The sequence below is a fragment of the Kitasatospora sp. NPDC004240 genome (assembly GCF_053603215.1).
The window spans coordinates 1-23,652 of sequence record NZ_JBSGFD010000032.1; the positions used below are offsets into that span (position 1 = coordinate 1).

General features: G+C 71.6%; 21 protein-coding genes and 1 pseudogene. 2 read left to right on the forward strand and 20 right to left on the reverse strand.

Going from position 1 to position 23,652, the window contains the following annotated elements:
- A partial coding sequence (locus ACWEQL_RS11385) for an ATP-binding protein (RefSeq protein ID WP_452149973.1) occupies positions 1 to 201 on the reverse strand: 201 nt, incomplete at its 3' end.
- A gap of 133 nt (positions 202 to 334) precedes the next feature.
- Here ACWEQL_RS11385 and ACWEQL_RS11390 point away from each other — a divergent pair.
- Positions 335 to 752: pseudogene (locus ACWEQL_RS11390) on the forward strand (IS630 family transposase); the annotation flags it as partial.
- A 103-nt stretch (positions 753 to 855) separates the two neighbouring features.
- On the opposite strand, the gene ACWEQL_RS11395 reads toward ACWEQL_RS11390, so the two are convergent.
- From ACWEQL_RS11395 to ACWEQL_RS11455, 13 genes are all read right to left on the reverse strand, one after another.
- Complete coding sequence (locus ACWEQL_RS11395) at positions 856 to 1,584, reverse strand: FadR/GntR family transcriptional regulator (protein ID WP_452149974.1); 729 nt, start codon at positions 1,582 to 1,584, stop codon at positions 856 to 858.
- Positions 1,575 to 2,588: an aldo/keto reductase gene (locus tag ACWEQL_RS11400; RefSeq protein WP_452149975.1), complete on the reverse strand. Its 1,014-nt coding sequence runs from the start codon at positions 2,586 to 2,588 to the stop codon at positions 1,575 to 1,577. The genes ACWEQL_RS11395 and ACWEQL_RS11400 overlap by 10 nt, the downstream gene beginning before the upstream one ends.
- A gap of 35 nt (positions 2,589 to 2,623) precedes the next feature.
- Positions 2,624 to 3,667, reverse strand: a complete 1,044-nt coding sequence (locus ACWEQL_RS11405) for a PfkB family carbohydrate kinase (RefSeq protein ID WP_452149976.1) — start codon at positions 3,665 to 3,667, stop codon at positions 2,624 to 2,626.
- Positions 3,664 to 4,296, reverse strand: a complete 633-nt coding sequence (eda, locus tag ACWEQL_RS11410) for a bifunctional 4-hydroxy-2-oxoglutarate aldolase/2-dehydro-3-deoxy-phosphogluconate aldolase (protein WP_452149977.1) — start codon at positions 4,294 to 4,296, stop codon at positions 3,664 to 3,666. Before eda ends, ACWEQL_RS11405 begins: the two co-directional genes overlap by 4 nt.
- Positions 4,293 to 5,054, reverse strand: a complete 762-nt coding sequence (locus ACWEQL_RS11415; protein WP_452149978.1) for an SDR family oxidoreductase — start codon at positions 5,052 to 5,054, stop codon at positions 4,293 to 4,295. The genes eda and ACWEQL_RS11415 overlap by 4 nt, the downstream gene beginning before the upstream one ends.
- Complete coding sequence (locus tag ACWEQL_RS11420) at positions 5,051 to 6,106, reverse strand: zinc-dependent alcohol dehydrogenase (RefSeq protein ID WP_452149979.1); 1,056 nt, start codon at positions 6,104 to 6,106, stop codon at positions 5,051 to 5,053. The genes ACWEQL_RS11415 and ACWEQL_RS11420 overlap by 4 nt, the downstream gene beginning before the upstream one ends.
- A complete protein-coding gene (locus ACWEQL_RS11425) occupies positions 6,103 to 6,540 on the reverse strand; it encodes an RbsD/FucU domain-containing protein (protein WP_452149980.1) in 438 nt (145 codons plus the stop codon). Before ACWEQL_RS11425 ends, ACWEQL_RS11420 begins: the two co-directional genes overlap by 4 nt.
- On the reverse strand, positions 6,531 to 7,430 hold the full coding sequence (locus tag ACWEQL_RS11430; protein ID WP_452149981.1) for an amidohydrolase family protein: 900 nt from the start codon (positions 7,428 to 7,430) through the stop codon (positions 6,531 to 6,533). The genes ACWEQL_RS11425 and ACWEQL_RS11430 overlap by 10 nt, the downstream gene beginning before the upstream one ends.
- The gene (locus ACWEQL_RS11435) at positions 7,423 to 8,757 is read right to left on the reverse strand and encodes an enolase C-terminal domain-like protein (RefSeq protein ID WP_452149982.1); all 1,335 of its coding nucleotides are present in this window, start codon (positions 8,755 to 8,757) and stop codon (positions 7,423 to 7,425) included. Before ACWEQL_RS11435 ends, ACWEQL_RS11430 begins: the two co-directional genes overlap by 8 nt.
- Before the next feature lie 103 nt (positions 8,758 to 8,860).
- Positions 8,861 to 9,904: an ABC transporter permease gene (locus ACWEQL_RS11440; protein ID WP_452149983.1), complete on the reverse strand. Its 1,044-nt coding sequence runs from the start codon at positions 9,902 to 9,904 to the stop codon at positions 8,861 to 8,863.
- Positions 9,897 to 11,459: a sugar ABC transporter ATP-binding protein gene (locus tag ACWEQL_RS11445; protein WP_452149984.1), complete on the reverse strand. Its 1,563-nt coding sequence runs from the start codon at positions 11,457 to 11,459 to the stop codon at positions 9,897 to 9,899. Before ACWEQL_RS11445 ends, ACWEQL_RS11440 begins: the two co-directional genes overlap by 8 nt.
- A gap of 47 nt (positions 11,460 to 11,506) precedes the next feature.
- Positions 11,507 to 12,565 (reverse strand): sugar ABC transporter substrate-binding protein, encoded by a 1,059-nt coding sequence (locus ACWEQL_RS11450; RefSeq protein WP_452149985.1) that lies wholly within the window; start codon positions 12,563 to 12,565, stop codon positions 11,507 to 11,509.
- A 375-nt stretch (positions 12,566 to 12,940) separates the two neighbouring features.
- The gene (locus ACWEQL_RS11455) at positions 12,941 to 15,835 is read right to left on the reverse strand and encodes a glycosyl hydrolase family 95 catalytic domain-containing protein (protein ID WP_452149986.1); all 2,895 of its coding nucleotides are present in this window, start codon (positions 15,833 to 15,835) and stop codon (positions 12,941 to 12,943) included.
- Between the two features lie 630 nt (positions 15,836 to 16,465).
- On the opposite strand from ACWEQL_RS11455, the gene sph reads away from it, so the two are divergent.
- Positions 16,466 to 17,473, forward strand: a complete 1,008-nt coding sequence (sph, locus tag ACWEQL_RS11460; RefSeq protein WP_452149987.1) for a sphingomyelin phosphodiesterase — start codon at positions 16,466 to 16,468, stop codon at positions 17,471 to 17,473.
- Between the two features lie 101 nt (positions 17,474 to 17,574).
- On the opposite strand, the gene ACWEQL_RS11465 is transcribed toward sph, so the two are convergent.
- From ACWEQL_RS11465 to ACWEQL_RS11490, 6 genes are all read right to left on the reverse strand, one after another.
- Positions 17,575 to 18,582, reverse strand: coding sequence for a sugar ABC transporter substrate-binding protein (locus ACWEQL_RS11465; RefSeq protein WP_452150017.1), 1,008 nt, complete (start codon positions 18,580 to 18,582; stop codon positions 17,575 to 17,577).
- 301 nt (positions 18,583 to 18,883) lie between these two features.
- The gene (tatA, locus tag ACWEQL_RS11470; RefSeq protein ID WP_452149988.1) at positions 18,884 to 19,147 is read right to left on the reverse strand and encodes a Sec-independent protein translocase subunit TatA; all 264 of its coding nucleotides are present in this window, start codon (positions 19,145 to 19,147) and stop codon (positions 18,884 to 18,886) included.
- Between the two features lie 529 nt (positions 19,148 to 19,676).
- Complete coding sequence (locus ACWEQL_RS11475) at positions 19,677 to 21,053, reverse strand: alkaline phosphatase family protein (RefSeq protein ID WP_452149989.1); 1,377 nt, start codon at positions 21,051 to 21,053, stop codon at positions 19,677 to 19,679.
- Positions 21,050 to 22,237 (reverse strand): metabolite traffic protein EboE, encoded by a 1,188-nt coding sequence (gene eboE / locus ACWEQL_RS11480; protein ID WP_452149990.1) that lies wholly within the window; start codon positions 22,235 to 22,237, stop codon positions 21,050 to 21,052. The genes ACWEQL_RS11475 and eboE overlap by 4 nt, the downstream gene beginning before the upstream one ends.
- Positions 22,237 to 23,094 carry a TatD family hydrolase gene (locus ACWEQL_RS11485; RefSeq protein WP_452149991.1) on the reverse strand — a complete coding sequence of 286 codons (858 nt, stop codon included), beginning with the start codon at positions 23,092 to 23,094 and terminating at the stop codon, positions 22,237 to 22,239. Before ACWEQL_RS11485 ends, eboE begins: the two co-directional genes overlap by 1 nt.
- Positions 23,081 to 23,629, reverse strand: coding sequence for an EboA domain-containing protein (locus tag ACWEQL_RS11490; protein WP_452150018.1), 549 nt, complete (start codon positions 23,627 to 23,629; stop codon positions 23,081 to 23,083). The genes ACWEQL_RS11485 and ACWEQL_RS11490 overlap by 14 nt, the downstream gene beginning before the upstream one ends.
- Positions 23,630 to 23,652 lie beyond the last annotated feature (23 nt).

Consider the following 23,652-nt stretch of genomic DNA (forward strand, 5'->3'; position numbering starts at 1 on the left):
CAGCACGGTCACGCCATCGGCGCGCAGCCGCGCGGACGCCTCCACCACCAGCCGGGACTTCCCGATCCCCGCCTCGCCCTCCACGATCACCACCGACGGAGGCGCCGCGAGTAGGCCCACCGCCTGCCGGAGCTCGGCGTCGCGCCCCACGAACACGGAACCCGCGCCACTCCCGTCCTGCGGCACCCGACCGACCCGCATCCGTGGCACCTCCCGTGGAGGACGGCACCGCCCGAAGCGGCGCCGACGGCTCCACCGTAGACCTCCACGACACGAACCGCCCGTGCGCATCGGGCACCGCCGGACCGCACCTGCCGGTCTCCCGGGCGCTCGGAAGACCTGGAAGACCTCCCGCGATCCCGACTACGCCACGAAGAAGGCGCGTGTCGAGCACCTCTACGCGATCGCCGACGGCGAGGTCGTGCCCGAGGAGGGCGGGCCCGAAGTCGTCTTCTGCCTGGACGAGTTCGGGCCCCCAACCTCCAGCCGCATCCGGGCCGGCAGTGGGCCGAGCGTGGCGGCCGGCACAAGGACCCCGAGCGCGGGCCCCGCCCGCGCAGGCGGGCGACCTACACCCGCCCACACGGGTCCGGCACCTGTTCGCCGCCCGCGACCTCGCCAAGGACCAGCTCTACGGCCACATCAAGAAGGCCAAGAACCGCTCCAGGTTCCTGGAGTTCTGCCGCCACCTGCGCTCGCTGCACCCTGCGGACGTGCGCGGCGCAATCGTCTGCGACAACCATGAGGATCATGGGGTGCCGCAGGAAGCCTGAGCCTGACCCGTGCGACAACCGGCCACAGCTGGCCCGTAGCACCTGGTTTCGCCAGGTGCTACCTACGATGTGCCGCCGCGGCTCAGGATGTCGTTTCGTCGGGGGTGTTGTCGGGGAGGGGCTCGCCGGCCCTCAGGTGCGCCCGGAGCCATTGTTCGGTGCTGCTGACGTGCAGCAGCGCGGCGGCCTGGCTGAGGGAGGCGTCGCGGGCGGACAGGGCGTTGAAGATCGCCTCGTGCTCGGCGAGGGTCCGGCCCGCGGCCTGGGCGTCGGCCAGACCGCGCCAGATGCGGGCACGCAGGGTGCGGCCGGAGATGCCTTCCAGGAGGGTGAGGAGGGTTTCATTGCCCGTGGCCGACACGACGGCCCGGTGGAAGGCGGCGTCGTGGGCGTTGAGCCGTTCGACGTCGTCGCGGGCATCGCGCATGGCGTCCAGGTGCCGCTTCACCTCGGCCAGCTGCTCGTCCGAGATCCGGGTGGCCGCCAGCGCCGTGGCGAGCGGTTCGAGGAGCCGCCGTACCTCGATCAGGTCCTTCAGCGCCGCCGAGTCGCTCTGCAGCAGCTCCACCGCACCGCCGAGCCCCTCCAGGAGCACGCTCGGCTGCAGGCTGGTCACGTACGTGCCGTCGCCCCGCCGGACCTCCAGCACGCGCGCGACGGCGAGTGCCTTGACGGCTTCCCGTGCGAGGTTGCGGGACAGACCCAGCTGGGCGGCCAGGGCCTGCTCCGGGGGGAGTTTCGACCCGGGAGGCAGGGCGCCGGTTCTGATCAGCTCACGGATCTGTTCTATGGCCTTGTCCGTCAGAGACACCGCGTACCCCTCCCTCGACCGTGCTCCACGGGCACGTCGGACCTGATGAGACCCCGGGCCTGGAGATCGTTCCAGAGGGCTTCGGGGATGTTCTTACCGTGGAGTTCCACGTTTCGTTCGACCTGTTCCGGGTTCCGCATACCGAGGGTGACATTGATGATACTGGCATGGGTGAGCGGGAAGGCGATCGCTGCGGCGGGCAGCGTGGTGCCGTGCGCCTCGCAGACCTCCGCGATCGCGCGGGCCCGGGCGACGAGGTCCTGCGGGGCGTCCTGGTAGTCGTACCTCATGCCCTCGGCGGGCCGGTCCCGGGAGAGCAGCCCCGAGTTGAACACGCCCACCGCCACGACGCTCTTGCCGAGCTCCCGGGCGGCGGGCAGGACGTCGTCGAGGGCGGACTGGTCGAGCAGGCTGTAGCGTCCGGCGAGCATCACGACGTCGGCGGCGGTCTCGCGCAGGAAGCGGGCGAGCATGGCCGACTGGTTCATGCCCGCCCCGATCGCGCCGATCACGCCCTGGTCGCGCAGTTCCGCGAGCGCGGGCATGGCCTCCTCGGCCGCCTGCCGCCAGTGGTCGTCCGGGTCGTGCAGGTACACGACGTCCAGGCGGTCCAGGCCGGTTCGCTCCAGCGTGTCCTCGATGGAGCGCAGCACTCCCTCGCGGCTGAAGTCCCACTGCCGGCGCAGGTCGTCCGGCACGGCGAAGCCCTCGGTGTCGGTGCCGTGCGGCTCCTCGTTGGGCACGAGCAGCCGGCCCACCTTGGAGGAGACGACGTACTCGTCGCGGGGCCGGTCCCGCAGGGCGGCGCCGAGGCGGCGCTCGGAGAGGCCGAGGCCGTAGTGCGGCGCGGTGTCGAAGTACCGGATGCCGGCGTCCCACGCCGCGTCGACGGCGGCCGTCGCGGTGCCGGCCGGGGTGGAGCGGTAGAGGTTGCCGATGACGGAGGCACCGAAGCCGAGCTCGGTGAGTGGGACGGATGTGTTCTGGATCTTCCGCTGCTGCAAGTCGTGCTCCTGGGGTACGGGTGAGGGGGCGCCGGTCAGCGGCTGACGTGGGCCGATCCGCCCGCGATGAGTGCCTCGACCTCGGCGAGCGTGGCCATGGAGACGTCTCCGGGTGTGGTCATGGTGAGTGCGCCGTGGGCGGTGCCGTAGGCCAGGGCGCGTTCCAGGTCTGTGCCGCCGAGCAGTCCGTGGATCAGGCCGGCGGCGAAGCCGTCGCCGGAGCCGATGCGATCGAGGACGTGCAGTCCGGGCATGCGGCGCCCGGCGACGAACCCGGTCTCCGCCGACCAGGCGGCCGAGGACCAGTCGTTGACCCCGGCCGAGGGCACGTCGCGCAGGGTCGTCGCCAGCACTTTCGCCCCGGGAAGGAGGCCGGCGACCTCGGCGAGGGCGTCGGCGACCTCGTCGGCCCTGATGCGGGTCTGCCCCGGGTGTGCTCCGGCCAGGCCCAGGGCGCCGACCACGACATCGGCGTGCCGGGCGAGTCGCAGGTCGACCTCGCGGGCCCGGTCGGCGCCGCCCCGGCCGGCCCAGAGGCTGGCGCGGTAGTTGGGGTCGTAGGAGATGGTGACTCCGTGCCGGCGGGCCGCGGCCATGGCCTCGTCGGCGACGTCGACGGTGGTGTCCGACAGGCCGGCGAAGATGCCGCCGGTGTGGAACCAGCGCACGCCGGTCGAGAAGACCGCGTCCCAGTCGACGTCGCCCTTCCGCAGGTGCGAGACGGCCGTGTGCGCGCGGTCGCTGACTCCGAGCGCGCCGCGGATTCCGTAGCCGCGCTCGACGAAGTTCAGGCCGTTGCGTGCCGCGCGGCCCACGCCGTCGTCGGGTATCCACCGGATCATCGAGGTGTCGACACCGCCCTGGAGGATCAGGTCCTCGACGAGGCGGCCCACCGCGTTGTCCACGAGCGCGGTGACCACGGCCGTGCGCAGGCCGAAGCAGCGGCGCAGACTGCGTATGACATTGTACTCGCCGCCGCCCTCCCAGACCTGGAACGAGCGGGCGGTGCGGATCCGTCCCTCGCCCGGGTCGAAGCGCAGCATCACCTCGCCGAGGGCGATGACCTCGGGGCCGTTCATCTCGTACTCCTCTCCACGGCTTCGGCGGTCAGCCGCCGGATCTCGTCGTAGTCCCCGTGCTCCAGGTGGGCGGCGGTGGCCATCCAGCTGCCGCCGACGGCGCGGACCGCCGGGTGCGCGAGGTAGTCGGACAGCCGGGCGAGCCCGATGCCGCCGGTCGGCATGAAGCGTGCCCGGGGGAAGGGGGCCGCCAGGGCCCGGAGCATCCCGGTGCCGCCGAGCGGTTCGGCGGGGAACAGTTTGACCGTGTCGAGGCCCGCCTTCAGCGCGCTCATCAGCTCGGTCGCGGTCGCGATGCCCGGCACCACGGGCACCCCCAGCTCGCGGCACCTGGCGACGACCTCCTCGTCGAAGCCGGGCGAGACCACGAAGCGGGCCCCGGCCTCCACCGCGCGCTCGGCCTGCTCGGGGGTGACCACCGTGCCGGCGCCGACGGCGAGGCCACCGTGGGCGGCCATCGTCCTGAGCACGCTCTCGGCGCCCGGGGTGCGGAGGGTGACTTCGGCGCACCGGGCGCCGCCCGCCGCGAGCGCGTCGGCCAGCGGGCCGGCGGTCGCGGCGGACGGCACGGTCAGCACCGGCACGACGCGGGCCCCGGCCAGTACGGAATCCAACCCGGCGCTGCTCATCGGCCGAGCCATCCGCCGTCGACGGGCAGAACGGTGCCGTGGATGTAGGCGGCGGCGTCCGAGGCCAGGAACACGGTGGCCCCCGCGAGGTCGTCGGCGCCGCCCCAGCGGCCGGCGGGGATGCGGTCCAGGATGGCCTTGCTGCGCGCCGGGTCGTCCTGGAGTGCCCGGGTGTTGTCGGTGGCGATGTAACCGGGCGCGATGGCGTTGACGTTGACGCCGTGCGAAGCCCACTCGTTGGCCAGCGCTTTGGTCAGGCCGGCGATGCCGTGCTTGGCGGCGGTGTAGCCGGGGACGGTGATGCCGCCCTGGAAGCTGAGCAGCGACGCCGTGAAGATGATCTTCCCTTGGCCGCGTGCCGCCATCGTCGCGCCCACTGCCCGGGTCAGCGCGAACTGCGCGCTCAGGTTGACCTGGAGTACCAGGTCCCAGTCGGCGTCGGTGTGTTCGGCGGCGGGGGCGCGGCGGATCGTTCCCGCGTTGTTGACCAGGATGTCCACCGGTCGTTCGCGACCGGCGAGGGTCGTGCCCAGGGCGCGGACGGCTTCGGGGTCGGCGAAGTCGGTGCGGATCGCCTCGAAGGTACGGCCCGCGGCGATGACGTCCTTCTCCACCTCGCTGCCGGACTCCTCCAGCGAGGCGCTGACGCCGATGACGTCCGCGCCCGCTTCGGCGAGCGCACGGGCCATGGCCCGGCCGATGCCGCGCCGGGCTCCGGTGACGACGGCGAGCTTCCCGGTGAGGTCGAAGGAGATCATACGGCGGCCCCCTGGGCGTCGTCGGTGCCGTCCACGGTGCAGTCCACCAGGATCTTCATCACGTCGCCGCCGCCCTCCAGGGCCTCGAACGCGGCGGGTGCCCGGGTGAGCGGTACGACCTTGCTGATCAGCCGCTCGGCCGGGATCGTGCCCTCGGCGACCAGGGCGACCGCCGTCTCGAAGTCGGAGCGGTCGTACAACCGGGCTCCCACCAGGGTGAGTTCGCGCCAGAAGAAGCGGTGCAGGTTCACCTCGCGGGGCCGGGGGTGGATGGCCACGAGGCACAGTCGTCCGCGCGCGCCCAGCACGTCGACCGCCGTGTCGACGCCGCCTGCCGCTCCGGACACCTCGAAGGCGACGCCCGCGCCCGCGTCCCCGGTCCACTGCCGGACCAGCTCCGGCACGTCGTCGTCGGCGGGGCTCCAGGCGGTCAGGCCCAACTCCTCGGCGAGCAGGCGGCGGTGGGTGCTCAGCTCGACGACCCGGACGTCGGCGCCAGCGGCCCGCGCGACCAGGGCGATGAGGATGCCGACGGGTCCGCCGCCGACCACGACGGCCTTCTCGCCGGCCCGGACGCCGGCCCGTGCGACGTCGTGCACGGCCACCGCGGTCGGTTCGACGAGTGCGGCCCGGTCCAGGGGGAGGGAGTCCGGCAGCCGGATCAGGGTGGAGGCGGGCACGGTCCAGCGCTGCTGCAGCGCCCCCGGGGAGTCGATGCCGATGAAGTCGAGGTGCTGGCAGATGTGCTGGTGGCCGGCCCGGCAGGCCGGGCAGGTGTCGTCCCAGCGCAGCGGCATCACGGTGACCGCGTCACCCGGTCGCCAGCCCTCCACGTCCGGGCCGACGCGTACGACGCGGCCGGACATCTCGTGTCCGAGGACGGCGGGCGCGGGAACGCGGGCGTCCATGTCGCCGTGGAAGATGTGCAGGTCGGTGCCGCAGATGCCGACGTAGGCGGGGGCCAGCAGCACCTCGCCGGGACCGGGCTCGGGGGTTTCGGCGGGTGCCGTGTCGAGGGTTCGTGCGGACAGGTAGCGGACGGCGAGTGTCATCGTGGTCTCAGGGTCCCTTCAGCGCGGACGCCGATGGTGAGCAGCAGGTTGGCGTAGGTGCGGGTGTCGGCGGTGACGACGGCGAGGGCCAGGTCGGGCGAGCGGGCGGCCTCGTAGAAGGCGACGCGGTCGAGTTCCTCGACCGGTCTGGGCGCCAGCACGGAGCGGTACCCGGCGATGGCCGGCGGCTCCGGGTCGCCCGCGGGCGGCACCATCACGTGGGCCGACTCGACGGGCAGCGCGCGCAGCAGGACGTCCAGCACGGTGGTGACGTCGAGCAGGCCCGGAGCCAGGTTGAGGTGGACGGTTCTGGCGCGCTCGCCGGTGGCGGTGCTGGAGGGGTAGTGGCCGTCGGCGAGCAGGACGCGGGCGCCGTGGCCGGCGCCGGCGAGGGATTCGAGGATCCCGGGGTGCAGCAGGTCGCTCAGGAGCACGGGCGTGAGCCCTCCTTCTTCTCGGACAGCCGGTAGAAGGAGGTCGCCGTACCGGAGAGCACCGCCTGCTTCTCGCCCTCGGAGCAGTCGTCGAGCAGCTCCTCGACGGTGTCGGCCCAGCGGTTCCAGCCGCCGGCGAGGACGCAGACCGGCCAGTCGGAGCCGAACATCAGCCGGCCGGGACCGAAGGCGTCCACCAGGACGTCCCACACCGGCCGGATGTCGTCGATCGTCCATGTCCGGAGGTCCGCCTCCGTGATCAGCCCGGAGACCTTGCACCGCACGTGGGGGGCTCCGGCCAGCACCCGCACCCTCCGCTCCCAGTCGGACAGCGCCCGGTGGCCGACGGGCGGCTTGCCGGCGTGGTCCAGGACCAGGGGCAGGTCCGGCAGGCGCTGGGCGAGTCGGATCGCCTGGGGGAACTGGTCGCTGCGGATGAGGACGTCGTAGCCGAGACCTCGGTCCCGAACGGCTCGCAACCCCCGCTCGACGGTGGGCTGTTGCAGCCAGTCGGGGTCGGACTCGCCCTGCACGATGTGCCGCAGGGCCCGCAGGTAGCCGCCTCCGGGCCCGGAGCGCAGGGCGTCGAGTACGTCGCCGATCGCGGGCGAGGTGAGGTCCGCCCAGCCGACGACGGCGCCGATCAACGGGTCCTGCTCGGCGAGGGCCAGCAGCTCCTGCGTCTCGGGGACGGAGGTCACGCACTGGACGAGCACGGTGCTCGCCAGGCGCCGTCCCGCGATCGTCCGGGCCGCGGACCGTCTCAGGTCCTCGATCCCGTACGCGCGGCGGATCGGCTCGTGACCGACCTCGTCGAGCCAGGGCTGCGGCCGGCGGTCCAGGTCCCACACGTGGTGGTGGGAGTCGACCAGGGGCGGGGTCTCAGACACGGGAGGACCAGACCGGGCCGTCGGGGTAGGTGTACTCCTTGAGGGACTCGGGGTGCATCTGTGCGCTCAGCCCGGGAAGCGTGGGTGCGAGGTAGTGGCCGTCGGCGATGCGGACCGGGTCGACGAAGTGCTCGTGCAGGTGGTCGACGTACTCGATGACCCGGTCCTCGACCGTGCCGGAGACGGCGACGTAGTCGAACATCGACAGGTGCTGCACCATCTCGCACAGGCCGACGCCGCCGGCGTGCGGGCAGACCGGTACTCCGAACTTGGCGGCGAGCAGCAGGATCGCGATGTTCTCGTTGACCCCGCCGACCCGTGCGGAGTCGATCTGCACGATGTCCACCGCGCCGGCCTGGAGGAGCTGCTTGAAGACGACCCGGTTGGCGATGTGCTCGCCGGTGGCGACCTTGATGGGACCGACGGCCCTGCGGACGGCGGCGTGCCCGAGGACGTCGTCGGGGGAGGTGGGCTCCTCGATCCAGTACGGCCGGTAGGGGGCCAGGGCGCTCATCCAGTCGATCGCGGCCTGGACGTCCCATCGCTGGTTGGCGTCCACCGCGATGCGGATGCCGTCGCCGACCGTCTCACGGGCGGTGCGCATGCGCCGTACGTCGTCCTCCAGGGAGGCGCCGACCTTGAGCTTGATCTGGGTGAACCCGTCGGCCACGGCCTCGCGGGCCAGGCGGGCCAGCTTCTCGTCGGAGTATCCGAGCCAGCCCGGAGTGGTGGTGTAGGCGGGATAGCCCTGGTCGAGAAGCCGGCCGATGCGCTGTTCGCGACCGGGTTCGGCGCGTCGCAGGATCTCCAGGGCCTCCTCGGGGGTGAGCGCGTCGCTGAGCCAGCGGAAGTCGATCTGCGCGACCAGCTCCTCCGGCGACATCTCGCCCAGGAACTGCCAGACGGGCTTGTCGACGCGCTTGGCGGCGAGGTCCCAGGCGGCGTTGACGACCGCGCCGACGGCCATGTGGATGGCGCCCTTCTCCGGTCCCAGCCAGCGCAGCTGGGGGTCGTGGACGAGGGAGCGGGAGAAGGATCCGAGGTCGGAGCAGACCTCGTCGACGGACAGGCCGACCACATGGGGTGCGAGGGCCGCGATGGCGGCGGCCTGCACGTCGTTGCCGCGGCCGGTGGTGAAGGCCAGGGCGTGGCCCTCCAGGTCGTCGTCGGCATCGGTGCGCAGGACGACGTACGCGGCCGAGTAGTCCGGCTCGGGGTTCATCGCGTCCGAGCCGTCGAGGTGCTCGGAGGTCGGGAAGCGTACGTCCAGGACGTCGAGGGCGGTGATGCGGGCGGATACCGGGGAGGTGGGCAGGGCGGATGACATGGCGGCAACTCCTGTGGGAGCAGGGGGAACACGGCCCTCTGCGACGGGATGGGGGGAACGGCGGCAGGAGGGGGGACGGGGGCGGCCCGGGGGGCCGCCCGGCTCACTCCTGGACCTTGCCGCCCGTGATGCGGGAGATGGTCAGCGCCACCAGGATGATCAGGCCGTTCAGGGCTCCGATCCACTGGGCGGGGACGCCCGCGAGGGTGAGGACGTTCTGGATCATGAAGAGGAGCAGGATGCCGCTGAAGGCCCCGAACATGGTGCCCTTGCCGCCGTTGAGGCTGATCCCGCCGATGACGGCGGCGGCGAAGACGGTGAAGATGTAACCGTTGCCCTGTGCGGAGGCGACCGAGGCCAGGCGCCCGGAGAGCAGCAGTCCGGCGAGGGCGGCGAGCACGCTGCCGCTGACGATGACGATCCACAACACCCGGTCGGTGCGGATGCCGGCCGCCTTCGCCGCGTCGACGTTGCCGCCGATCGCGTACAGGGAGCGGCCGAAGCCGGTCCAGCCGAGGACGACGATGGCCACGGCGAACAGCGCCAGGCAGATCCAGATGGACGCCGGCATCCCGAACCACTCGGTGGTGCCCAGGTAGAGCATGGAGGGCGGGAGCTGGAAGAAGGTCTGGCCGCCGGAGATGCCGGTGAGGATGCCGCGCAGGACGATCAGCATGCCGAGGGTGACGATGAACCCGTTGAGCCCGAAGCGGATGATCAGCAGGGCGTTGATCACGCCGACGAGCGCGCCCACGGCGAGGGTCACCGGGATGGCCCAGGCACCGGGGAGCAGCCCGAGCCCGTGTCCGGCACCGGCCGGCACCACCAGCAGGGCGGCGACGCCGGGGGCGAGTCCCATGGTGGACTCCAGGGAGAGGTCCATCTTCTTGACGATCAGGATCATCGTCTGGGCGAGGACCAGCAGAGCGATCTCGGACATGGTCTGCAGGACGTTGACGAGGTTGTCGGCCTGCAGGAACACGGGGTTGACGATCTGGCCGACGATCGCGATGACCACGATCGCGGGGACGAGGGCCAGGTCGCGGAGCCGGGCCAGCGGTACCCGGCCGCCGAACAGCGCGGTCCGCTTCGCCTGCGGCTCCGTGGCCTTGGGGGCGGTGGTGTCCACGAAAACGGTGTCAGGCATTGAGGTCCACTCCTTCCATCGCGGCCACGAGGTCGTGATCGTGCCAGCCGCGGGCGATCTCTGAGGTCACACGGCCCTGGAACATCACGAGGACCCGGTCGCACATGCGCAGGTCGTCGAGTTCGTCGGAGGCGATGAGCACTCCGGTGCCGGTCTGCGCGGTCTCCTCGACCTTGCCGAGGAGGAATTCCTTGGACCGCACGTCCACGCCCGCGGTCGGGTTGATCAGGACCAGCAGCCGGGGGTCGTCGGCGAGGGCGCGCGCCATGACGACCTTCTGCTGGTTACCGCCGGACAGGGCGGAGACGGGCAGGTCGGCCCCGGGGGTCTTGATGGCCAGTTTCTCGATCATGCTCTCGGCGAGCCGGTCCCGGCGGGCGTGGCTCAGGAAGCCGTTGCTGCCGATCCGGCCCGGTACGGACAGGGTGGCGTTGTCCGCGATCGACATGTCGGGCACGAAGCCCTGGTGGTGCCGGTCCTGTGGGACGAATCCGGCACCCGCGGCCAGCGCGGCCGGTACGCTGCCCGGCCGGGGCCGGCTGCCGGCGATCTCCACCTCTCCGCTGTCGGCGGCCCGCAGCCCCACGACGGTCTCGGCGACCTCGGTGCGGCCGCTGCCCGCGGCCCCCGCGAGCCCGACGATCTCCCCGGCGGCGACCTGGAAGGTGACGTCGTCGTAGGCCTCGCCGCACATGCCGCGGACGCTCAGGGCGGCCGTGACGCCGGGGTCGGCGGTACTCACCCGTTCCTCCCGCCGGGCGGCGGCGGCCTCGCCGGTCATCGCGGCGACCAGCTCGCTGCGGGGGAACTCCGTGACCGGCGCGGTCACGATGTGCCGGGCATCCCGGAACACCGTCACCATGTCGCAGATCTCGTAGACCTCCTGGAGGTGGTGACTGATGAACAGGAAGGTCACGCCCTGGTGCTGCAGGTCGCGGATCCTGTCGAAGAGCCGGTTGATGGCCGCCCCGTCGAGCTGGGCGGTCGGCTCGTCCAGGATGATGAATCGGGCCCCGAAGGACAGCGCCCGGGCGATCTCCACGAACTGCCGCTGCTCCACGCTGAGATCGCCGGCCGGGGTCTGCGGATCGACGTCCACCGACCAGGTCGACAGCAGATCCTCCGCGCGGCGGCGCACACCGCCCCAGCTGATCAGGCGGCCGCGGCCGGGGGCGTGCCGGTTCAGGAAGAGGTTCTCGGCGACGGTCAGTGTGGGGATGATCGTCGACTTCTGGTAGACGCAGGCCACGCGCTGGCGCCAGGCGTCCCGGTCCGCCAGCCGCGGCGCCGGGCCGCCGCCGAAGGTGACCGTTCCCTCGTCGGGGCCCTGAAGGCCGGTGAGGACGGACACCAGGGTGGACTTTCCGGCCCCGTTGCGGCCCACCAGCGCGTGGGTCTCGCCGGGCCTGATGGTGATCCGGGCGCCGTTGAGGGCCACCGTCGGACCGAATCGTTTGACTATGCCCGTCGCCTCGACGACGGGCGGGTCCGCGAGGATCCGCCCGTCGGCTGCCGGGGCGGGCGCGGGGCCGACTACTCGCTCCCCGTCGCTCATCTCAACCGCCTTCTGCTCGAATGCCATTGGGTTACCGACCGGGGAGGTCAGCCGACGTTGTTGCCCCACAGCGACTTGTCGTCGCTCTTCACGCTGGCCACGCCGCCGTAGGTGGCGCCGTCGGCGGTGACGAGCGGGGCCGAGAGCTGGTCCTCCAGCAGCCCCTCGCGGACCTGGATGATCGTGCTGTCGTGGTCGGTCTTGCCGGGCTGGAACGTCTTCCCGTCGATCGCGGCCTTCAGGTAGTACAGGGAGTACTTGGCGTAGAGGTCGGCCGGCTGGGAGACGGTGGCGTCGATCTTCCCGGCGGCGATGTTCTTGAGCTCCTCGGGGATGCCGTCGTTGGAGACGACGAAGACGTGCTTCTCGTCCTTCGGGTCCACCAGCAGCCCCGCCTGCTTCAGGACCTGGAGCGTGCCGGCGAGGGCGAAGCTGGACTGCATGTAGACGCCCCGGATGTCCGGGTTGGCGACGAGGTCCGTCTGGAGCTTCTGCGCGGCGACGGCACCGTCCCAGTTGGTGGCCTCGCCGAACACCTTGATGCCGGGGAAGTTCTTCTTCATGCAGTCGTTGAACGCCTCGGTGCGGTCACGGCCGTTGATGGAGGACAGGTCGCCCTGGAGCATCACGACCTTGCCCTTGCCGCCCAGCTTCGTGCCGAGGTACTGGCACGCCTTCTCGCCGTACGCCCGGTTGTCGGCCCGGACCACCATGAAGACCTTGCCGCTGTCGGGGCGGGTGTCCACGGTCACGACCGGGATCTTCTTCGCGGCCAGCTGGTCCAGGGTCGGGGCGATGGCGGCGGTGTCCTGCGGGGCCATCGCGATGCCCTTGACGCCCTGGCTGATGAAGGTCTGGGCGTTGGCGGTGAGCTTGGCGACGTCGCTCTGGGAGTTGGTGGTCTTGAGGGTCAGGCCCAGCTGGCCCGCGGACTCGGGCGTGTACTTGATGTACGAGTTCCAGAAGTCGGTGTCGGAGCGCGGGTAGTCGACGCCGATCAGCGGCTCGCCCGACGACGCGGTGGTGGTCCCGGAGCCGCACGCGGTGAGCAGGGCCAGTGCGGAGAGCGTGGAGACGGTGGAGGAGAGAGCGGTTCTGAGTCTCATCGGGGGTTCCTCAGGGTGGTCAGGAGGGGGGTCTCGGCGGAAGCGTCACCGCCGCAGACATGGGATGTTTATAGGTCTCGGTCGGAGATGCTGTCAAGACTGGGGAGGAAAGGTGCTGGAGTATGGGCGATTTGCGCGAATCTGCGACGACCCTCGGCCCGGAGGGCCGGCTGAGTCATCCCATCAATGATGCAAATCCGTGATGCGTCGGCCCCGGCTCGGCCCCGGTGTCGGCCCTCCGTACCCGGCCCCCCGCCCGGCGGGCCGGGCAGGCCGGGAGGGGGGCCTGACGGCCCGGTGGGGCCGTCAGGGGGCGGGGCGGAGCAGGGCGGTGGCGACCCCGGGGGTCGCCACCGCGTCACGCGTCAGGGGCCGTCACACGCCCGTGGGCTTCCATTCCTGGCTGGTGCCGCCGCCGGTCGACGACTGGATCACCTTGGCGGCGTCGGAGGTGGATCCGCCCTGCACGTCCACGCACAGTCCGCTCTTGGCGTTGACCAGGCGGTAGTGGCCGCCGGACGTCGGGACGAGCTTCCACCACTGGTTGCTGGCGTTGGTGTCCGACCACTGGTCGAGCGCCTTGCCGACGGTGCCGGAGGCGCCCGGGTCGTCGAGCACCTTGTCGCTCTTGACGTTGGAGAGCCGGAAGGAGCCGTCGTAGTCCGGCAGCAGGTTCCACTTCTGGTTGGCGCCGCCGGTCCAGGTGTACTGGATGACCGACGCGCCGTCGGTGGTGGAGGCCCCGTAGACGTCCATCACCTTGCCGCTGTTCCGGTTCACCAGCTTGAAGTCGCCGGTGAGCAGGCCGACGGTGATCGTGGTGCTGGTGCCGGCGGTGAGCGTCACGACCCGGGCGTGGTTGCCGACGGGCGACGCGGCGACCGTCGCGCCGGTGCTGATGGAGGTGATGCCGCGCCGGCAGATGAACGTGATGTCCTGGTTGACGGCGGAGGTGAGCTGGACGGTGGCGGTGCGGGCGGCGGTGTCCCAGGACAGCGACTGGACGGTGATCCGGTTGCGGCCGCGGACACCCCTGATGGTGCCCTTCGCCAGCTGGTCGGGGAGCGCGGGGAGGATCTCCAGGACGCCGGGGCGGGAGTACACCAGCGCCTCGCCGAGGATGCCGGGGATGGCGTTGGCGGCGTCGCAGTTGTAGGTGCTGAGGTTGGGGTTGTGGGCGGTCATCAGCGACCGGAAGACCATGTTCCTGCCGTAGATCTTCAGCAGGTTGTCGTAGACCCCGGGGGCGTCCTTGAGGCGGGCGCGGGCCAGCGCGCGGTGCAGGCTCCCATGGGCCGAGTAGTTCGAGTCGCCTCGCTTGTCCAGGGCCTTGCGGGCGTACTTGACCAGGTCGGGCCTGTCCTCGGGGTTGATCTCGTGCAGGGGCCAGGCGCCGTGCAGGTGCGAGATGTGCCGGTGGTCGTAGCGGTCGGTCAGTCCCGGCCAGGACCACTCGGCGAGCGCGCCGTCGCTGTTGATCGTGTAGTCGGGCAGCTTGGCCAGCAGCGCGGTCCAGCGGGCGACGCCGTTGCCAGCGCCCTGTTCGAGACCGAGCGTGTTGGCCGCGTCGATGGCGGCCTTCAGCGCGTGCCGGCCGGCCATGATGTCGGCGGTGGCGTTGATGGCGAGGTTCTTGCCCGTGCTGGTCGGGCTGGTCTCCATGGAGAAGGAGGGGATGAAGACGGCCTTGCCGTTCGCGTCCGTGCGGCTGAGGAAGTCCTCGTAGAACAGCGCCAGCTCCATCAGCGCGGGGCCGAGCTTGTTCTGGAGGAAGGTGACGTCGCCGGTGACCTCGTAGTACTCCAGCAGCGGGTAGAGCAGCCAGTCGGCGCCGCCGGTCCAGGCCTGGCCGGGGAAGCCGCTGCCGTTGAAGTGCAGTTGGCGCCCGTGCTCGCCGTCGGTGCGGGACGGGGCGAGGAAGCCACGGGCGCCGTAGATGTTGGTGGCGTTCACGCGCCAGTCGGCGAGCTGGCCGAGGATGAGGTCGAAGTAGCCCTGCATGGCGTCGCCCAGGTCGAGGATGTTGCCCCCGGCCACCTGGAGGTTGATGTTGGCGTCGGTGGTGATGTCGTCGGCCCAGGAGCCGTTCCACGCGCCGCTCCAGATTCCGGTCAGGCGCGGCGGCAGGACGCCGCTGGAGCTGACGAACAGGTAGCGGCCGGAGTCGTACATCCGCTCCAGCAGGGCGATGTCGACGGCGGAGGGGTTGCTGTTCTGCCGGGCGATCAGGTCGCTGACCGGCAGCTGGCGGTCGGCGGTCGAGACGTTCAGGTCGATGCTGGAGCGGTCGTACATGACCTGGTGCTTCGGGGCGTGGCGGCCCAGCAGGGTGGCGTAGTCCGCGGTCACGGCCCCGAGAGCCGCCTGGAGCGGCTGGGAGTTCCAGCCGGTGGACGTCTCGTACCGGGCGAGCTTGGTCAGCAGCACCACCTTGGTGGCCCGGGAGACCGCCAGGGTCTGTCCGTTGGCGGCGACCGCGGCGCCGGTGCCGGAGACGACGACCCTGGTCACGCCCTCGTAGCCGTACGCGCCGCCCGACGGGTAGGTGCCGCGCATGTTCAGGTAGCCGTCGCCGTTCGTGACGGTGGCGGTGGTGGCGAAGGAGACGCTGGTCGGCGCCCCCTCCAGGGCGGTGTAGACGCTGACGGTGGTGTCGACGGTGCGGCCGGGGGCCGGCAGCAGCTCGTGGACGATGACCTGGTCGGCGCGGGAGACGAAGACGCGGCGCTTCCAGGTGCCGTAGCCGTCGGTCCAGGTGTGGGTGACCTCGCCGGTCCGGAAGTCGGTGATGCGGGCGTAGTCGTTGACCGTGGTCATGCCCGGGGTGGTCAGCCGGATCTCGTAGCCGGGGTGGAACGTCTGGGTCCACCGCAGGGTCCAGCCGTTCGCGAAGGTCGACGCCGCTCCCGCGTAGTCGCCGGCCAGGGCCTTGTCCCGGGCCGCCTCCAGATTGCCGGAGATCACTGGCGGGGTGACGTCCCGGCTGCCGTTGGGGAGCAGCAGCCGGTGGTAGTTGACGACCATCTTCTCCAGGGTCGGGGCCCCGTAGTAGACGGCGCCGTACTCGCCGTTGCCGGTGAGGAAGCCGTCGGTCCAGGCCGAGGCGGCGGTGTCGTCCCAGACGCCGCGGGCGGGCAGGGTGACTTGCGGCGGCACGGCCGCGGCGGCGCGGGAGGCGAAGAGGACGGGGGGCAGGGCCGTGGCGCCGGCGGCCAGCACGGCGGCGGTGAGGAAGCGCCGACGGTTGAGGGGAAGGTCGGGCAGTGGCATGGGTCGACTCCGATGTCGAACGATGGGTGCGAGTGGGCACCGGGGTGGGGTCACCGGGCCGGTGTGGTGGGGCGGCCCGGTGGCGGTGCGGGACGCATGGTCCGCGCTGTGAGGGGCGGCCGTTCGGTCAGGGTCATCCCTGGACCGTGCCGGCCGGCAGAGCCCGGGATCGACGTGTCGGGGCCGTCCGTCTGCACGGCCCCTCGTGTTCCATCCCGTAGTCCCCACCTTGACGGCGGGGACATGGGATGAATTAACGAGGATGGCATCTTGCTCTGTCTAGAGCCCGGACCGAAGAAATCTTGAGCAGGGTGCCCTTCAGCTGGATCGTTATGGGCGCAGCGGTGTTCGGGCGGTAGGTAAAGGGTTGCGGTGGTGCTAGGTGGTGGTACGTATTGATGGGGTGACTGGCGCTGGGGGTTACGTACCCCGGCCGCGGCGCGCGATCCGGCGCCGTCCCCGGGGCGAACGTCGAGGTGGGCGCCGGTGCCGGCCGCTGGTACGGAGGTTGTCCAGGCAACTTCCTTCGAATGCCGACAAGTTGGCCAGACATCTTTGCCTTGCAATCAGTTCATGCGGCCATCGCCCGCCGTCCGGCCGGACGTGGCCCGCGTCGCGTGGACTGGAGCCATGTCAACCCAACCCCTCCCTCAGGGTCGTCGCGGCCTGCGCCGCCTCACCGCCGCCTGTGCCGTCGTCGGCGCACTGGTCGTCCCGCTCGCCACCGCCCCGGCCGCCACGGCGGCTCCGGCCGGAGCGACGGCCGCCGTGCCGCCGCTCAAGGTGCTGACCTACAACGTCTTCCTCATGAGCAAGCTCCTCTACCCCAACTGGGGCCAGGACCACCGGGCGAAGACCATCGCCGGGGCCGGCTTCTTCCAGGGCCACGACGTGGTCATCCTCCAGGAGGCGTTCGACAATTCCGCCTCCGACCTGCTCACCGCCCAGGCCTCCGCCGCGTACCCGTACCACACCCCCGTGGTCGGCCGCTCGACCGCCGGCTGGGACGCCACCGGCGGCAGCTACAGCTCCACCACGCCGGAGGACGGCGGGGTGACGCTGCTCAGCAAGTGGCCGATCCTGCGCAAGGAGCAGTACGTCTTCAAGGACGCCTGCGGGTCGGACTGGTGGTCCAACAAGGGCTTCGTCTACGCGGTCCTGAACGTCAACGGAGTGCGCACCCACGTGGTCGGCACCCACCTGCAGTCCACGGACGGCGGCTGCTCGAACGGTCAGCCCGCGGCCATCCGCGCCACGCAGCTGAAGACGATGAAGGCGTTCATCGACGCCAAGAGGATCCCCACCGCCGAGCCCGTACTGATCGCCGGTGACTTCAACATCGACTCACGCGGCCCGGAGTACACGGCGCTGCTGGCCAATGCCGGCGTCGCGCCCGCCGCCCGCAAGGGCTGGCCGCACTCGTTCGACACGGCCGACAACGACATCGCCGCCTACCGCTACCCGGACGAGCCGAAGGAGGACCTCGACTACGTCCTCTACCGCGCCGACCACGCCCGGCCGGCCGGCTACACCAACACGGTCGTGCGCTTCCACAGCTCGCCCTGGACGGTCACCAGCTGGGGCAAGAGCTATACCTATCGCGACCTCTCCGACCACTACCCGGTGGCGGCCGGTTAGGCCCTGTCCGGCCGAGGACGGCGGCGAGCGGTGGGGGGCGGGCCCGTCCGGGCCCGCCCCCCACCCCCGCTGCGCACCGCCCCGGTGCCGGGGGCCTCCTGTCACCCGGTGAAGTGGTTGGCCCAGAACGCCGGGTCGTCGACGTTGTCCCTGGTGATCAACGGAGAGGGAAGCTGATCTCCGAGACCACTCGGCAGGGATTTGATGACCGAGTCGTGGTCGGTGGGACCCGGCTGGAAGGTCCTGCCCTCGGCGGCCGCACGCGCGTAGTACAGGGCGTACTTCGCGTAGAGGTCGGCCGGCTGGTTGACGGTCGCGTCGATGTACCCCTTTCGGATGGCCTCGAGCTCGGACGGGATGCCGTCGTTGGACACGATGGTGATATGACCGGCCTGCCCGGCGGGCTTGAGCAGTCCCCTCTCGCGGAGGACATCGAGCGTGGAGCGGAGGTAGGCGCCGCCGGCCTGCATGTAGATGCCGTTCAGATCGGGGTGGGACGTCAGGGTGGACCGCAGCTGCGCCGCGGCGACGTCGCCCTTCCAATCGGCGCGCAGGGGGATCACCTCCATCCCCGGGAAGTTCCGCTTCATGCAGACCTCGAAGGCGTCGGAGCGCTCATAGCCGTTGATGGAGTCGAGCGAGCCCTGGATCTCGGCGACCCTGCCCTTTCCCCGCAGCTGCTTGCCCAGGTACTCACAGGCCTTGGTGCCGTAGGAGCGATTGTCGGTCCTGACCACCATGTACGCCTCACCGTGCTCGGGCGCGGTGTCGACGCTGACGACGTTGACGTTCCTGGCCCAGAGGTCGTGGAGCATGACCTCGGTGTTCACGGTGTTCTGCGGCGCCATGACGATCGCTTTCGGGTGTTTGCCCGCCAACGACTGGATGTTCGCCAGGAAGACCTTCTCGTCGGCGCCCGACTCGGTCACGGGGAGCGTGCTCAGCCGCTGGCCGGCGATCTCCTCCTGGAGGTACCTGGCGTACGCCTTCCAGAAGTCGGAGTCGGCGCGGGGCAGGTCGATGCCGATCTGTGCCGGTGGGGGGCCGGACGCGGAGGTGCTCTCGCAGGCCGTGAGAGACCCGGCGACGAGAGCGGGCGCGCCGGCCATGCAGATGATGCGGGCGGTTCGTCTATGCACTGTCAGACCCGTCTTGTTCGGTGGGGGTCCCGCACCCCTGGCCGGCGCCGAAGCCGCGCCGGTGCGCGGCCGTCGGAGTGGGTCGCACGGCCGCGCCGGGATGGAGGGGAGTGTCGTTCGAGGTGTCCACGGCGGTGGTGACACGTCACGGTCGGCCGCCGGAGGACCGGTATCGGCCCCTGTCGGGCGGCGTCGGTGCGTGTGCCGGTCGTACCTCAGTGGCTGGGGCCGGCGGCCGTCGGCCCCCGGCCCATGACTCCACGGCCACGGCCTACGGCGCCGGGGGCTTCTCCGGTTCGAGGCTGCGCGGGACGCGGTCGTGGTCGCGGTCGGCGTCGGGGTAGGGGGATGTGGTGATCGGGGGGCCGTCCTGGGGGCGGCCGTCCTCGCGCAGGGCGTGGGTTTCGGCCTTGAGAATGCGCATGGACCTTCCGAGCGCGCGGGCGGCGTCCGGCAGCTTGCTGGAGCCGAAGAGCAGGAGGAGCACCGCGATGACGATGAGCAGGTGCCATGGTTCGAATCCGTTGCGGAGCATGTCTGACCGGCGATTCTGTCGGGCGGTCCCGGGAGGGGCCGGGGGATGGGGGGTGCGTACGGCCAGGCCTGCCCGGTCCGCGTCGACGCGGTGGGAGCGACGACTGCCGGGCCCGGGGCGGGCCGGTGGCCGCAGACCGGCTGCCGCGGCGCCGGTGGTTGCGGTGGACCGCCGGGCGCCCTGGTCGTGCCGGCGCGTACGAGGAACGGCGGGATCGTGGACAGGACGGTGAGGCGTCGACGCGCGGATCCGCGCCCCGGCCGTGGGAGAACCTGCCGACGGGCAGGAGGCTACGCCGGATGCCTCCCGGGGCGCCAGAGGTTGCACAAAGGTTTCCCCACCGATTAATGGGATGTCTGGTGGAGGGTGGGTGCGGCGGGATGGTCCCAGAAGGTAACTTTCCTTGCCTTGTGACACGCGAGTGGATACAGGCCCTGACGCCCACCCGTGCATAGATCCCATCATTCGGTGGAGTGCGGCAAGCGGATCACGGCGTGCGCGCTGCTCCCGCCGTCAGTCCGTCAGTCCGTCAGTCCGTCGCCGCGTCGTCGAGGCAGGAGAGCAGGAAGTCCTTGACCTCGGTGGCGTGCAGCCGGTCCCGGGCGTGGGCGGGGCTGGAGCACAGCAGGACGGGGCCGTCGTCGGGGTCGTCCGGCAGCCGGCCGTGGCTGCCACGGACGCACGACGGATCGGTGGGTACGACGGACATGGCGCTGCGGACACCGAGCTTGAACTTGGCCACGGTCATGGCGGCCCTGGCCATGACCAGCGGGTCGGCCGGGTCGAAGAACAGCTCGGCCGGGTCGTAGCCCGGCTTGCGGTGGATCTCCACGCCGCGTGCGAAGTCCGGGGCCCGGTCGTCGTCCAGCCAGTAGTAGTAGGTGAACCAGCTGTCGGCGGAGGCGACGGCGACGAGTTCCCCGGCCCGTTCGTGGCGCAATCCGGCCTTCTCCTGGTCCGTCCGGTCCAGGACCCGCTCGACCCCCTCCGTCCTCAGCAGGATCTCCCGTACGCGGGTCAGGTCCGCGGGGTCGGCCACGTACACGTGGGCCACCTGGTGGTCGGGCGTCGCGAAGGCGCGGGAGGTCCAGGGATCGAGGTACTCCATCCCCTGCTGGGCGTACACGTTCAGCAGGCCCTCGCGACGCAGGGCCCGGTTGATGTCCACGGGGCGCCGCACCTCGGTGATGCCGTACTCGCTCAGCACCACGACCGTGCTCCCCCGTGCCGACAGGGTGTCCAGGAGCGGTGTGAGGACGGTGTCCAGCTCGCGTGCCGCGGTCCGCGCCCGGGGTGAGTGCGGGCCGTGGCGCTGGAGGTCGTAGTCCAGGTGGGGGACGTACACGAGGGTGAGGTCCGGATCGTGGTCCGCGAGGACGCGCCGGGTGGCCTCGACGATCCAGCGGGAGGAGGCGATGCCGGCCCGGGGACCCCAGTAGTCGAACAGCGGGAACGGCCCGAGCTCGGCCGTGAGGGTGTCGCGCAGTCCGGCCGGGACGGTGTAGCAGTCGGGGGACTTGCGGCCGTCGTAGTGGTAGACGGGGCGCGGTGTGAGGGTGATGTCGACGTCCGCCCCCATGGCGTACCACCAGCAGATGTTGGCGACCTTCAGACCGGGGCGGGTCCGCCGGGCGGTCTGCCAGAGCTTCTCGCCCCGGACGAGCGCGTTGTGCTGCCGCCAGAACGCGACTTCGCCCGTCTCGCGGTCGTACCAGCCGTTCCCGACGATGCCGTGCTCGGCGGGCGTCCGCCCGGTCAGGAAGGTGGACTGCACCGAGCAGGTGACCGCGGGCAGGACCGGGTCCAGCCGGGCGGTGAACCCGGGATCGGCGACGGACCGCAGGCGGGGCATGTGGGCGAGCGTGCGCGGGGTGAGCCCCACGACATCCAGGACGACGACACTCATCGGGCACTCCTGATCGGTCCGGGGGCTGCGCCGATGAGTCCGAGTCCGAGCAGCTCGCGACGCGCCCAGTCGAGTTCGGCCGCGATCCCGTCGGCGAGACCGGCGCCGTCGCACGGCGGCTCCGGCAGCACCGACCAGGTGTAGGTCTCCGTCTCCAGGTGCCGGGTGACGGCGCCGCCCCGGCCGAGCAGCGCGGCGAGCGCCTCGCGCAGCAGGGGCCGGGTCGACGTCAACGGGGGCGCCGGATCGGCGTGTACGGGGATGTGGAAGTGGGTCCGCCAGGGGCGGCCGCCGCCGAGGGCCGCCGGTCCCGTCAGGGCCTGCGGCAGATCGTCCGTGCCGGTGGCGGGCCGCCCGGCCCGACGCGTCTGGTGCAGGAAACGGGGTTCGGCGAAGGCTTCGAGCGCGGCGCGGGTGTCGGCGTCCGAAGGGTCCTGCGCGTGCAGGGCGCAGGAGATCTGCGCCTTGACCACGGGGATGCCCGCTCCGGCGAGCCGGTCCAGGGCCTCGCGTGGCGTCTCGAAGGCCACGGCGAGGTGGCAGACGTCCAGGCAGAGGCCGAAGTGCAGGGGGTCGAGGTCCGCCAGGTGCCGCACCGCGTCCGTGGTGGTCTCCACCACGCATCCCGGTTCCGGCTCGAACGCGACCCGGACCGTACGCCCGGTGCGCCGCCGGACGTCGTCGAGTTCGCCGCCGAGGAGCCGGATCTGTTGGTGCGCCCGCTCGGAATGGTAGGGGCGCCAGCCGGCGCGCCAGCCGAAGGGGAGGGTGGAGATGCTTCCCTCCGTCACGTCGTCGGGCAGGAGCCCGGCGAGCACCCGGGCCAGGTTTGCGGTGTGGTGGCGCCGGTCGGGCGAGGTCCAGTCGGGCCGGTACACGGCGTGTTTGACGACGGGGCGGTGGAAGCCGCCGTACGGGAAGCCGTTGAGGGTGACGACCTCCAGGCCCCGCGCGGTGAGTTCGGCCCGCAGCCGCCGGGTCAGGCCGGTGTCCGCGGCCAGGGCGGTGGCCACCCGGTGGGCGAGCCACAGCCCGATTCCCAGGACGGGCTCCGCCAGGCGCTCCCGTACGGGCAGCGCGTAGGTGTCGAGCTGGCCGAGGATGCCGTCCAGGTCCTCGGCCGGGTGCACGTTGGTGCAGTAGCCGAGGTGGACGGTATCGCCGCCGGGGTGGCGCAGACGCATCAGCTGCCGCCTCTGCGCACGGAGTTCCCGGCGAACAGGGGCTCGTCCGGAGTGCGGTCGGCGTCGTCGAGGACGAGTCTGCCGCTCTGCCCGTAGAACTCGACCGGGTTGCGCCACATCACCCGGTCCACCTCGTCCTCGGTGAACCCGGCGGCGAGCAGGGCGAGGGCCGTCGCGTGGGTGCGCAGCGGGTCGCTGTGTCCCCAGTCGGCCGCCGAGTTGACCAGGACGCGGTGCGTGCCGTGCTCCTTGAGGACGGCCACCGTCCTGTCCGGGTCCATCTTGGTGTCGGGGTAGACGGAGAACCCCATCCAGCAACCGGACGCGGCGACGATGGGGGCGGTGACCTCGTTGAGGTGGTCGATCGCGACCAGGCCGGGGTCGATGCCGTCGGCGCGGACGATCTCCAGGGTGCGGACGGTGCCGGCGGCCTTGTCGCGGTGCGGGGTGTGGACCAGGGCGGGCAGCCCGTGTTCGCGGGCGAGCGCGAGTTGCACGGTGAAGGCGTGCTCCTCGGCGTCGGTCATCGAGTCGAAGCCGATCTCGCCGACGGCGACGACGTTGTCCTTCACCAGGTAGCCGGGCAGGTCGTCGAGGACCGGCAGACAGCGGGGGTCGTTGGCCTCCTTCGGGTTGAGCGCGATCGCGCAGAAGTGCCGGATGCCGTACTGGGCGGCGCGGTACGGCTCCCAGCCCAGCAGGGCGTCGAAGTAGTCGCGGAAGCTGGCGGGGGAGGTGCGCGGCTGGCCGAGCCAGAAGGCGGGCTCGACGAGGGCGCGGACGCCGGCGGCGTGCATGGCCCGGTAGTCGTCCGTGGTGCGCGAGGTCATGTGGATGTGGGGGTCAAAGATGCGCATGGCGCTCTTCCTGGTCGTGGCGCTCTCCCTGGTCGTGGAGGTCGAGCCGGGTCAGCAGGTCGTCGGGGACGGGCCGGCCGGCGGCGGTGCGTTCGGCGGCGAAGGCCCGGAACATCCGGACGAGTTCGGGGTCGGTGCGGCGGGCCAGACCCGCGACCGTGTCCAGCGGGATGCCCGTGAAGACGCATTTCAGGACGGCCTGGCGCCACGCGGACTGGTCGAGGTACCGGGCCGCGTACGGGCCGACGGCGGCGGTCACCAGGCGGGCGTCGTGGGTGCGCAGGGCGTCGGCGATCAGCGGCAGCGCGGCGGGGCCGACGCCGCCGTCCTGGTCGAGGAGCGCGAGGGCGCGCAGCACCGCGAGCCGTTCGGCGGTGTCGCCCTGCCGGTAGAGCCGCTCCAGGGCCGCGTTCCGCTCCGGCCCGCTGGGCACCGCCCCCAGGAGCTGGGCACGTACGGCCGGCCCGGCGTCGGCACTCGTGTGGCGGGCCGCGAGGGGGAACAGCGTCGTGAGGCGGCGTGGATCGGCGCGCACGCGCTCGACCGCGTCGGCCGTCC